The sequence below is a fragment of the Pseudonocardia endophytica genome (assembly GCF_004339565.1).
Classification (GTDB): domain Bacteria; phylum Actinomycetota; class Actinomycetes; order Mycobacteriales; family Pseudonocardiaceae; genus Pseudonocardia; species Pseudonocardia endophytica.
On sequence record NZ_SMFZ01000001.1, the window covers coordinates 433,579 to 445,145 of the forward strand.

Genomic DNA, 11,567 nt, shown 5'->3' on the forward strand with positions numbered 1-11,567 from the left:
TCGGTGACCGTAGGTCGGCCGCCGGTCACCGTTCCTGTCCGATGTTCGGACGGTTCCGTCCTTGACGGGCGTCACCTAGTGTGAGTGGGGCCACAGGGAGGTGCCGCATGGGTGATGTGCTTGCTCGTCGGAAGCTCCTGACGACGGCCAGGGCCCGGTTGCTGGACCGTCCGGACGCGGACCTGCCGGGAATCCCGCGGATCGTCGCGGCCTCGTGGCGGCGCAGCATCGCCCGCGGTGTCGTCCCGGAGACCGTCACCAACCGGTTCCACCCCGACCTGGACACCGACTCGCGGCTGGTGCGCTGCGCCCGTCCGGTGATCGAGCAGCTGGCCGAGCAGACCGCGGGCGCGCCGGTGTGCGTCGTACTCACCGACGACCGGGCCCGCCTGCTCGTCCGCCTGGACACGTCGGCGGAGATCGGTAGGGCCGCGGACGAGAACCGGTTCGCCGCCGGGTTCGGCTACGACGAGGGCGAGGTCGGCACGAACGGTGTCGGCACCGTGCTGGAGTCCGGCGGGTCGATCCACGTCGTCGGCGCCGAGCACTTCGTCGAGGCGCTGCAGCCCTACGCGTGCGCGGGGGCCCCGGTGCGCGACCCGCTGACCGGGCGGATCGAGGGCGTGCTGGACGTCAGCTGCCGGGTCGAGCACTCGTCGCCGATCCTGGGATCGCTGGTCCGCTCGGCCGCGGAACGGATCCAGGACGCGCTGCTGCGCGACCGGGACACCGGGCAGCAGGCCGTGTTCGACCTCTACACCCGGGTCGACGCCCGGTCCCGGCGCGCCGTGCTCGCCGTCGGGCGGCGGGCGGTGCTGGCGAACACCGTGCTGCAGACGCTGCTGGACCCCGGTGACCTCGCCGCGCTGCAGGAGCACGCCCGGTTCCGGATGGCGCGCGGACCCGGCGTCGACGACCGGGTCGACCTGCCGTCCGGGGTGCGCGTCCGGATGCGTGGCACCACAGTCGCGGCCGGGAGCTCGGTCGACGGGCTCGTCGCGGTGGTCACCGTGCTGCGGGAGGCCGACGGGTTCGCCCTCCCGGAGCCGACGAGCGGGAGCCCCGCGTGGCGGTCGGCCAGGACGGCTGCGGGCGATGCGCTGCGGGCGGGCACTCCCCTGCTGGTCGTCGGCGAACCGGGCAGCGGACGTCGGCGGCTGCTCCGTGACCTGCACACCGGCGGCCCGGTCGTCGAGATCGGCTCCGGTGATCCGGTGGGGTCGTTCGCCCCGTCGGCGCTCGTCGTCCTGACCGACGCGGACCGCTGGGACCGTGCGCCCGCCGGCCTGACCGCGGCGTTGCGCTCCTCGCGGGCCCGGCTGGCGGCGACCGTCACCGACGCCGCGCGGAGCGGTCCGTGGCTCGCCGACCTGCTTCCCCGTCTACGCCGGTCGGTGACGGTACCGCCGCTGCGGAACCGGTCGGGCGACCTGCCGTCGCTGGTCACGGACCTGCTGTCCGAGCTCGCCCCCGGCCGGGACGCCCGGCTGTCGGCGGACGCGATGCGCACCATGGCCCGGCACCGCTGGCCCGGCAACGTCGCCGAGCTGCGCGACGCGCTGGAGGTCGCGCTGCGACGGCGTCCGGTCGGCGTGCTCGACGTCGGTGACCTGCCGGAGTCGTGCCAGAGCGCGCCGCGCGGTGCGCTTCGTCCGGTCGAGGCGGCCGAGCGCGACGCGATCGTCGCGGCGCTGCGTGACACCGGCGGGAACAGGGCCGCGGCGGCCGCGGCGGTGGGCCTGGCCCGCTCCACGCTCTACCGCAAGATCGCGCAGTACGGCATCACGGGCTGAAATCCGGCGGGTCTGGATCACCGGATCGGCGACGACGTGCGTATGATGAGAGGCGAGATCCGACCCCCGTCGTGCACGGCAGTGTGATGAGGGCCTGGACCGGTGGCACGTCCCGAGTCCGAGACGTCCGGCCCTCCGCGGGTGGGATCTCATGTAGACCCCCGAGGGTCGGGTCGCACGCGCGACCGGCCGTCGACCCGTGTGCGACGGGGCCGCCTGTGCGGCGAGCCTCCGCGGTCGGTGAGAAGGAGTAGTACGTGGCTCGACGAGGCAGGCCCCAGACGCGGGCTCGCCGCGGCGCCCCCCGGGACCGTCGTCCCGCCGACGATGTGATGTCGGTACTCGGGCGCACCGTCCAGGAGATCCAGTCCGCCCTGCGCAACGGCCGGGTGACGGGCACGACCCGGACCAAGTTCCAGGCCGCCGCCCTCATGCTGCGCGAGGAACGCGTGCGCGTCCGGGCGGACGACGCCATCGGCGAGCGGCAGCGCACCGAGCGGCTCAAACGCCTCGACGAGACGGCACGGAGCCTGGCCATGGCCTCGGTCCGTGACCAGGGGCTCCTGGCGCTGCTGGACGACGACGCCGTCGTCTCCGACGCGGCCCGCTCGATGCGCCGCGACATGCTGCGCAAGGCCGGGGTCGAGGCCCCGGTCGAGGAGGAAGCGGCGCCGGCGCCGGTCGAGACGCCGTTCGCGACCCCGTCGAAACCGCAGGTGGTGCCGCAGTCGGTGGTGTCCCGGCAGATGGCCAACCCGTTCCTCGCCCCCGACTTCTCGGCGCCCCGGCCGGCCGGGCCGCGCCCGACGCCGCTGACCGGGTGGGAGCTGCTCGGCCCGCTGCTCCGGTCGTTCGAGCGCGCCGCCCCCGGCGCGTCGGCCTGCATGACGCTCCCCGAACCAGCGGGTCGCACGACGAGGGCCGGCCAGGAGCTCATGCCGCACCAGGCCGGGCTGGTCGCCTCCGCCTCGGCCGGGCACCGGACGTTCCTGCTCGCCGACGAGCCGGGGCTGGGTAAGACCGCGCAGGCACTGCTGGCCGCGGAGGCGGCGAACGCCTACCCGCTGCTCGTCGTCGTGCCGAACGTGGTGAAGACGAACTGGGTCCGCGAGGCCGGGATCTGGACTCCCCGCCGCAAGGCGACCGCCATCCACGGCGACGGGAACACGGTCGACGGCTTCGCCGACATCGTCGTGATCAACTACGAGGTGCTCGACCGCCACCAGGGCTGGCTCGGCGACTTCGGGTTCCGCGGGATGGTCGTCGACGAGGCGCACTTCATCAAGAACAAGTCCTCGCAGCGCTCCCGGCACGTGCTGGAGCTGGCCGACCGCATCCGGGCGTTCACCGCGCGGCCGCTGATGATGGCGCTGACCGGTACCCCGCTGATCAACGACATCGAGGACTTCCTCGCGATCTGGCAGTTCCTCGGCTGGATCGACGGGAAGAAGCCGCGCGCCGACCTGATGGACGCGCTCACCGAGACCGGCCTGAACCCGGCCGACGCCGGCTTCGACGCGGCCGCCCGCCGCAGCGTCGTGAACCAGGGCATCGTGCGCCGCCGCAAGGTCGACGTGGCCGCGGACATCCCGGCACGCCGGATCGCCGACCTCCCTGTCGAGCTGGACGGGCCGGACGGTCGCTCGATCCGGGCCGCCGAGCGCGAGCTCGCCCACCGGATGGTGCAGCGCTACACCGACGCCCTCGTCGCGCGCGGCTCCGGATCGCTCGACGGGATCGACCACGACCTCGTCCGCCAGGTCGCCCGGTGGGAGCAGAAGGACGCCGAGTCGTCCCCGAACGGCGACAACGTGTTCGCCATGATGCGCCGCATCGGGCGGGCCAAGGCCGAGCTGGCCGCCGACTACGCCGTGCAGCTCGCGCGCAGCGCGGGAAAGGTCGTGTTCTTCGCCAAGCACGTCGACGTGATGGACGCCGCCGAGGAGCTGTTCACCGCCAAGGGCGTCCGGTTCTCCTCGATCCGCGGCGACCAGACGAACGCCGTCCGCCAGCGGAACATCGACGCGTTCACGGGCGACCCGGACGTCGCGGTCGCGGTCTGTTCGCTGACCGCGGCGGGTGTCGGCATCAACCTGCAGGTCGCGTCGAACATCGTGCTCGCCGAGCTGTCCTGGACGGCGGCGGAGCAGACCCAGGCGATCGACCGCAGCCACCGGATCGGGCAGTCCGAACCCGTCACGGCCTGGCGCATCCTCGCGGCGCAGACGATCGACGCCCGGATCGCGGGCCTGATCGACGCCAAGGCCGGCCTCGCCGCCCAGGCCCTCGACGGGTCCGGCGAGCAGGTCGGCTCGTCCGCGGACGTGCAGCACGAGGCACTCGTCGCGCTGTTGACCGAGGCGCTCACCGACGATCAGGGGTGACGGTCGCCTGCGGGGCCCGGCCATGATCAGCGGGACTGGTCGAGACGTGCCACCCGTGGCGTGGTGGTGCCGCTCGCGCCGATCTCGACCGGGCAGCGCGCCTCCCATGCGATCATGATCAGCGGGACCGGCTGGAACGCGCCACCTGTGGCATGTCGGTGCCACTTCCGCTGATCATGGTGGGCCGGTCGGACCCGCCGGCCTGTCCGGACTGCCACTGCCGACGCTCTCACCAGGCAGGACGTGGCCGCGGAACTCTTGGGCCGGGTGAGCGTGCGGGTTACGGTCGCCGGGTGATCGGCCCGACGTCGCTGACCACGCGCGGGCACATCGACCTCGCGCGTGTCGCCTCCGCCCTCTGTCGCTGACCCGTTCTCCCCTGCCGACGCCGCGACCGTCGCGGGCGCTTCGGCCTGCGCCGTTCGCGATCGAAAGGACGTCCCATGACCACGACCGTCACGCCTGACACCACCCACGGCTCCACCGCGCACGGCTGGTCCGACGCGCAGCTCGACGAGGTGTTCGCACCCGTCTTCGCGCGAATCGCCGGGGGCGCGGTGCAGCGCGAGCAGGACCGTTCGCTGGCCCACGACGAGGTCGCCCAGCTGAACGCGGCGCGCTTCGGAGCGCTCCGGCTACCGGTCGAGCTCGGCGGCTACGGCGCATCGGTGCGCCAGCTGTTCCGGCTGCTCGTCGACCTGGCTGCCGCCGAGTCCAACCTGCCGCAGGCGTTGCGGGTGCACTGGTGGTTCGTCGAGGACCAGCTGCTCGCCGCCCCCGGCCCGGAGCGGGACCGCTGGCTGCGGACGATCGCCGACGGCAAGCTCGTCGGGAACGCGATCTCCGAGCCGGGTGTCGGGGCGATCGAGCGCTACGCGACGACGGTGACGCCGGACGGGAACGACTTCCGGCTGTCCGGCACGAAGTACTACAGCACCGGCAGCCTCTACGCCGACCACATCGTCGTGGCCGCCGACCGGGACGGCGAGCGGATCCACGTCCTCGTCGACGCCGACGCCGACGGCGTCACCCAGCACGACGACTGGGACGGCTTCGGGCAACGGCTCACCGCGAGCGGCACCACCGAGTTCGACGACGTCGCCGTCCCCGCCGACCGACACCTCGGCGCCGGCTACGGGACACCGGGACGGACCTACGGCACGTCGTACCTGCAGCTGGTGCAGCTCGCCGTGCTCGCCGGCATCGCCCAGCGCGCCACCGACGACGTGTCCGCCTGGGTCCGCGACCGCACCCGTTCGTTCACCCACGCCGCCGCGGATCTCCCCCGGCATGACCCGCTCGTCCAGCAGGTGATCGGCCGACTCTCGGCCGCCGCGTACGCCGCGCGCACGCTCGTGCTGGACGTCGCCGACCAGCTCGACCATCTGCTCGCCACCGACAGCGAGGACCCCGGCCTGCTCGACCGCGTGGAGTTCGACGTCGCCCGCGCCCAGGCCGTGGTGATCCCGTCGGTGCTCGACGCGACGACGCAGCTGTTCGAGGTCGGCGGCGCGTCGATCACCTCGGAGACGCTGCGCCTGGACCGGCACTGGCGCAACGCCCGCACGATCTCGGTGCACAACCCGCTGATCTACAAGCTGCGCTCGGTCGGCGACACGCTGCTCAACGGCACCGAGCTCCCCTACGCATGGTCCGCCGGCCGCCGCTGACCGGGCCTCGCGGGCGTCGGCCCCGGAAATCCGGCTGACATGGCGCTCACGGCTGCCCGGGCCATGATCGAACAGCCATGAGCGCCATGTCAGCGGGATCGGGCGGCCCTCAGCCCGCGGACCTCGGAACGCCCTGGCCCGGGTCGACCTGGTGCGGGCCGTTCTTGCCAGGGCGGACGTCGAAGTCGAAGATCTCGGTCGGGATGTAGACCGTCGAGCACGAGTTCGGGATGTCGACGACGCCGGAGAGCCTGCCCTCGATCGGCGCCGCCCCGAGGATCATGTACGCCTGGATCGCGCTGTAGCCGAACTGCGTCAGGTAGTCGATGGCGTGCAGGCAGGCGCGCTGGTAGCTCAGGTGCGAGTCGAGGTAGCGCTGCTCGCCGCCGAGCGTGACCGACGTGCCGGAGAACGCCAGCCACTCGCTGTACTGCGGGTCCGTGCGGCCGGGCATGAAGATCGCGTTCTCGGTGACGCCGTAGGTCTGCATGCCGCCCTTGATGACGTCGACGTGCAGGTCCATGAACCCGCCCATCTCGATCGCACCGCAGAACGTGATCTCGCCGTCGCCCTGGGAGAAGTGCAGGTCGCCCATGGACAGCTTCGCGCCGTCGACGAACACCGGGTAGAACACGCGGGTCCCGCGGGTGAGGTTCTTGATGTCCTGGTTGCCGCCGTTCTCCCGCGGAGGCGCGGTCCGGGCAGCCTCGGCGGCGGCGCGCTCGAAGTCGGCGCCGGACAGGCTGCCGAGGATCGCCGAGTCCGGCTGCGGCGGGAGTGCGAGCGGCGGGACGCGGTTCGGGTCGGTCGCGATCAGGGCGCCCTCGCGGGAGTTCCACGTGGCGAGCAGGTCGGCCGACGGCGCCGTGCCCATCAGTCCGGGGTGGACGATGCCGGTGAACGACACCCCCGGCACGTGCCGGGACGTCGCGACGCCGCCCTGGAAGTCCCAGATCACCTTGTACGCGTCCGGGAACTGCTCGGTGAGGAAGCCGCCGCCGTTGCTGGTGGCGAACACGCCGGTGTAGCCCCAGCCCTGGCCGGCCAGCGGACCGGAGTCCTCCTGCGGGATCGGGCCGACGTCGAGGATGTCGACGATCAGCAGGTCGCCCGGCTGCGCGCCCTCGACGGCGATCGGGCCGGACAGCACGTGCACGCCGTTCAGAGGGGCGTTCAGGATGTCGTCGGCGGAGTCGTCGTTGTGGATGGCGCCGTCGAACCACTCACGGCAGTGCACGCGGAACGAGTCGCCCGGCTTCACGTGCACCTGGGCCGGGATGTCCGGGTGCCAGCGGTTGTGGCCGACGATCCGCTGGTCGGTGAAGGACTTCGTGGAGTCGAGCGGGAACACGACCTCGGGCATGGGTCACTCCAGTGTGGACAGCACCGGCACCGGCGCCGGGGCCGGCGTCGGACGGGCGGGAACGGGATCAGGGCCGGGGCAGCAGACGGGTCCTCGGATCGGCCTGGCCTGCAGGGCGTCCCGCCGGGCGGCGGGGCAACGAGGAGACGACGGCCGGCTCGGACCGGGTCGCCTCCGTGCGGTCGATCAGGGCGGTGCGCGACGGGTCGGCCAGGCCGAGCATCGGCGCGGTGATCACCCGCCGGCTCGTGCCACCACACGTCGGACACGGGACGGACGACGGCGCGGTGCCGATCGGGCGGCCGACCTCGACGTCGCCGTCGGCCGGGCAGCGGTACGCGTACCTCGCCATCGTCCGCACCTCGTTCTCGGAAATGATTTCCAGGGAAAGTACTAACGGCCCGCGCATGTGTCAACGCCACCTCAGAGCTGCTGGATCACGTCCCAGACCAGCCCGTCGGCCGCGGCGAGGAACACCTGCTGACGCAGGTGGCGGTCCCGTACCTCGACGGTCCCCCGCGGCGTCTCGTAGGCCAGCCCCTCCGCCACCGACGTCATCGGGCGCACCTCGGCCGAGCCCGCGCGGCGCATCAGCTCGGTCAGCATCCGCACGCCCTCGTAGCACGACTCGCCCAGGCTGTTCAGCACCGGAGCGTCGGCGCCGAAGCGGCGGAAGTAGGACGCCGCGAAGTCCAGCCCGGACGCCGTCGCGAGGTCCTCGAAGTAGCCGGCCGACGTCATCAGGCCCCGCGTCCCGTCCGCTCCGGACGCGAGCAGCACGTTCTCGTCGATCAGCGAGCTGAAGCGCAGCATCTCCCGGTCCAGACCGGCTTCACCGAACGACCGGTTGAACGCGACCGCGTCGTCGCCGATCAGCAGCATCAGCACGGCGTCGCAGCCGCTGGCCTCCACCCGTCGCAGCACGCCGGAGAAGTCGGTGGTGCCCAGCGGCACGTACATCTCGTCGCAGACGGTCCCGCCCATGCGCCGCAGGTACTCCCGTGCGGTGCGCGCCGAGCGCCGGGGCCAGACGTAGTCGTCGCCGACGATCGTCCAGCGCCGCACGCCGGCCGAGTCGGCGAACCAGTCGAGCGCCGGCCCCAGCTGCAGGTCCGGCGTCTCGCCGGTGAGGAACACCCCGGGGCGGTGCTCGCCGCCCTCGTAGAGCGCGGTGTAGGCGTACGGCACGCGACCGGCGATGGCCGGGGCGACACTCTCCCGCACGGCCGAGATGTGCCAGCCGGTCACGGCGTCCACCGCTCCGGCGCCGACCAGCGCGTCGACGTCGACGGCGACCCGCTCCGGCGACGCCCCGCCGTCCACCGGCACCAGGCGCAGCTCGCGACCGAGCACCCCGCCCGCCGCGTTGATCTCCTCCATGGCCAGCAGCGCGCAGCTCTCGCAGGACGGCCCGAAGATCCCGGCCGGCCCCTGCAGCGGCACGACGAGCGCCATCGTCAGCACGTCCGGGTCGCGCGCAGGTGGCACGGCCAGCCGCTGCGCTGCCGCCGCCGGAGACATGCGGCTACGCTATCGACGCGGTCGGGGACCGCATCAGCGCCGAACGGACGGATGAGGCTGTCGATGACGGCAGAGACGCCGGACCGGATGCGTCCGGACACCGACGAGTCGCTCCGTCTGCTGTCCGCGGTGGAGCGCACGCTCACCCAGCTCCTCGACGACGCCCTGCGCGCCGAGGGCTCCGACATCGACCAGTGGCGGATCCTTCACCTGCTCGCGGAGCGTGGCGGATGCCCGATGACCGTCGTCGCGGAGCACACGCTGATGCTGGCGCCGCGCCTGAGCAAGCTCGTCGACCGGATGGTGTCCGCGAACCTGGTCATCCGGCGGCCGGACGAGCAGGATCGTCGACGGGTCCTGATCGCCGTGTCCGCCAGAGGCCGTCAGGTTCTCGACGGGTGGAACGCGGCCACCGAGGCGGCGCAGCGGGACGTCCGGGACGTCCTCGGACCGGACGCCGAGGTCCTCGACGACGCCCTGCGCCGGATCTCCGCGCGCCTGTCCGGTGTGGCCGACCCGGTCTGAGCCGTGTCACGCCCGATCTGACTGAAACGTAACGACCTCGATCACCGAGTTCCCGGCCGACGCGAGCAGGACCGAAGACCCTGCCGCCATCCGAGGAGCGCCATGACCGAGCAGCCCGGTGCCGACGGCCGCCGTCCCGACGGGTCGTACCCGGCCCCGCCGCAGGGAGGCCGGTATCCGGCCGGGCCGCAGCAGGGACCTCCCGGCTACGGCCCGCCGCAGGGGCCTCCGGGATACGGGCCTCCGGGGTACGGGCCGCCGCACCACGGCAGCGCTCCCCCGCACGGCGACCCGCGGTACGCAGCGCCGCAGTACGGCAACCAGCAGTACGGTGCGCCGCCGCAGGGAGCCGGATACGGGCAGGGCACCCCGGGGCAGGTCCCGCCCCGTGGGGCGAGCGGTCCGGCCGGCCCCCACCAGGGCGCGCGGGCCGACGCACCCGCTCCCGGCCAGGCGCCGCCGTCCGGTGGGTTCGCGTACGGCCCGCCGCCCGGGCAGGCCCCGCCCAACGCCGCCGGATCGCCTCCCCCGCCGCTGCAGAAGCCGCCGAAGAAGAAGGGCAAGGGCGGCCGGATCGCTCTGATCGTCGTCGGCGTCGTGCTGGTCGTGCTCGTCGGTGGCGGCTATCTCGCGTACCGCGCGCTGTCCGGTTTCGTGAGCGACGTGACCGGCGGCACCTCGCTGGCCGGCGCGGGCGCGGGTTGCTCGTTCGTCACGGCCGACGACGTCAACGGCACCCTCGGCGGGAACTACGACCTGGTGGAGCTCGGCGGCCTCGGTGGGCTGGCCGGCGCCGCCCTCGACTCCCGGGTACTGGCCGATGCCCCGACGTGCTGGGGTTCCGACTCCTCCGACGGCAAACTCGTCCGGATCGCCCGCTACGAGGGCGGTGACGCCGCCCAGCGGTTCGCCGCCGAGAAGCAGACCGCCCAGGGCAGCAGCCAGGACCAGGGCAACGGCGTCTCGGTGTCCACCGAGGGCTACCTCGGCGAGGAGATCCAGGCGGGCGACGAGGCGTTCTGCACGACGGGCGACGGCACGGCGTCGGCCGGCGCGCTGGTCCGTACCGGGGACAAGCTCGTCTACGTCTCGACGACGGCCGCGGGCCAGGGGGCCGAGTCGGTCCCGCAGATCGACCTGTCCGGCGACAAGCCCGGCTTCGCCACCGACGGCGAGAACTGCCGGTTGTCCGCGGCGGTCGCGGCGACGGTGAACTGACGGCCGGTCACGTTCCGGCCGGGGTCCATCCCGGGTCGCGGCCGAGGCGCGACAGCATCTCGGTCCAGGGGTCGGCGCCGTCAGGCACCGGCAGGCCGTGGCCGAACGACGAACCCTCCTGCCCGCGGGCGTCGCCGTCGGGCACGGCACGGGCCACCTCGAGCGCCGCGACGACCGCGTCGTCGTCCACCTTCGGCTCGTCGCCCAGCGAGCGGGCGGCGTCCCAGGCGTGCACGACGTTGTCGACGAGATGGAACCCGACCACCATCCCGGCCGGGATCGGCTCGTCGCGGATCTCCGGCAGCAGGACCGGCGCGTCCGGGTCGACCCGCGTGTCCAGCACGTCCAGCACCACGGCGCAGGACTCGCGGTAGGCACCGAGCGGGTCGTCGTGCACGACCGGTTCCCAATCGGCGAGCATGGTCCGCTCACCGGCGAGAGCGCGGGCGAACCCGCGCTGCTGGACGGTCATGTGGGCGACGAGGTCGGTGAGCCGCCATCCGGCGCACGGCGTCGGCGGGTCGTTCTCCGACGGCCGCCACGAGGCGAGCGCGTCGATCGACGCCCGCACGGCACGTCGATCCCGGTCGAGCAGGGTCTGCAGCGAATCAGTAGGCATATGCTTACTGTCTACGCGTGCAGACGTTCTGTCAACGGATATGATCCACCGGTGACCGACCGCCCCGACCTGGCCGCGATGGTGGTCCCCCTCGGCCGTGACCTGCTGGCCATGGAGGCCCCGATCCTGGACGAGCACGGCATCTCGATGTGGGCCTACATCGTGCTGAGCCGGCTCGCCGACGAGCCGGTCCGCGGCCAGTCCGTGCTCGCCGACGCCATCGGTGCCGACAAGACGCGCCTGATCCCCGTCCTCGACGACCTGCAGCACCGCGGCCTGATCGGGCGCGATCCGGACCCGGCCGACCGTCGCGCTCGCGTCCTCACCCTCACCGAGGAGGGCAGGCAGGTGCGCGAGCGGGTGCGGACGGCGATCCGGCGCGAGGAGCAGAGGCGGCTCGCCGTTCTGACCGCGGAGGAACGGGCCGTGCTGCTCGGTGCGCTGCAGCGACTGACCGGCCGGGCCTAGGCTGCC

The 11,567-nt window shown here is 73.1% G+C and carries 11 protein-coding genes; 7 read left to right on the forward strand and 4 right to left on the reverse strand.

Features of this window, described 5'->3' with window-relative positions; genetic code table 11:
- Positions 1 to 107: 107 nt before the first annotated feature.
- From EV378_RS01595 to EV378_RS01605, 4 genes are all read left to right on the forward strand, one after another.
- Entirely contained in the window at positions 108 to 1,793 is a 1,686-nt protein-coding gene (locus EV378_RS01595; RefSeq protein ID WP_132420982.1) for a sigma-54-dependent Fis family transcriptional regulator, read from the forward strand.
- A 332-nt stretch (positions 1,794 to 2,125) separates the two neighbouring features.
- Positions 2,126 to 4,177, forward strand: a complete 2,052-nt coding sequence (locus EV378_RS01600) for a DEAD/DEAH box helicase (protein WP_132420983.1) — start codon at positions 2,126 to 2,128, stop codon at positions 4,175 to 4,177.
- Positions 4,178 to 4,353: 176 nt separating this feature from the next.
- A complete protein-coding gene (locus tag EV378_RS36985) occupies positions 4,354 to 4,545 on the forward strand; it encodes a putative leader peptide (protein WP_424511228.1) in 192 nt (63 codons plus the stop codon).
- 75 nt (positions 4,546 to 4,620) lie between these two features.
- Positions 4,621 to 5,847: an acyl-CoA dehydrogenase family protein gene (locus EV378_RS01605; protein ID WP_132420984.1), complete on the forward strand. Its 1,227-nt coding sequence runs from the start codon at positions 4,621 to 4,623 to the stop codon at positions 5,845 to 5,847.
- Between the two features lie 109 nt (positions 5,848 to 5,956).
- Here the strand turns inward: EV378_RS01605 and fmdA are convergent, their stop codons facing one another.
- The 3 genes from fmdA to EV378_RS01620 all read right to left on the reverse strand — a co-directional run bounded on the left by fmdA (position 5,957) and on the right by EV378_RS01620 (position 8,665).
- Positions 5,957 to 7,210, reverse strand: coding sequence for a formamidase (gene fmdA, locus EV378_RS01610; RefSeq protein ID WP_132420985.1), 1,254 nt, complete (start codon positions 7,208 to 7,210; stop codon positions 5,957 to 5,959).
- A gap of 67 nt (positions 7,211 to 7,277) precedes the next feature.
- Positions 7,278 to 7,562, reverse strand: coding sequence for an FmdB family zinc ribbon protein (locus tag EV378_RS01615; RefSeq protein ID WP_132420986.1), 285 nt, complete (start codon positions 7,560 to 7,562; stop codon positions 7,278 to 7,280).
- A 71-nt stretch (positions 7,563 to 7,633) separates the two neighbouring features.
- Entirely contained in the window at positions 7,634 to 8,665 is a 1,032-nt protein-coding gene (locus EV378_RS01620) for a substrate-binding domain-containing protein (RefSeq protein WP_132427227.1), read from the reverse strand.
- Positions 8,666 to 8,794: 129 nt separating this feature from the next.
- Between EV378_RS01620 and EV378_RS01625 the strand changes: the two genes are divergently transcribed.
- A complete protein-coding gene (locus EV378_RS01625; protein WP_165922099.1) occupies positions 8,795 to 9,256 on the forward strand; it encodes a MarR family winged helix-turn-helix transcriptional regulator in 462 nt (153 codons plus the stop codon).
- 102 nt (positions 9,257 to 9,358) lie between these two features.
- Positions 9,359 to 10,474 carry a hypothetical protein gene (locus tag EV378_RS01630; protein ID WP_132420988.1) on the forward strand — a complete coding sequence of 372 codons (1,116 nt, stop codon included), beginning with the start codon at positions 9,359 to 9,361 and terminating at the stop codon, positions 10,472 to 10,474.
- Between the two features lie 7 nt (positions 10,475 to 10,481).
- On the opposite strand, the gene EV378_RS01635 is transcribed toward EV378_RS01630, so the two are convergent.
- Complete coding sequence (locus tag EV378_RS01635) at positions 10,482 to 11,093, reverse strand: TIGR03086 family metal-binding protein (protein ID WP_132420989.1); 612 nt, start codon at positions 11,091 to 11,093, stop codon at positions 10,482 to 10,484.
- Positions 11,094 to 11,144: 51 nt separating this feature from the next.
- Between EV378_RS01635 and EV378_RS01640 the strand changes: the two genes are divergently transcribed.
- Positions 11,145 to 11,561: a MarR family winged helix-turn-helix transcriptional regulator gene (locus tag EV378_RS01640; protein WP_243653214.1), complete on the forward strand. Its 417-nt coding sequence runs from the start codon at positions 11,145 to 11,147 to the stop codon at positions 11,559 to 11,561.
- Positions 11,562 to 11,567: the final 6 nt, after the last annotated feature.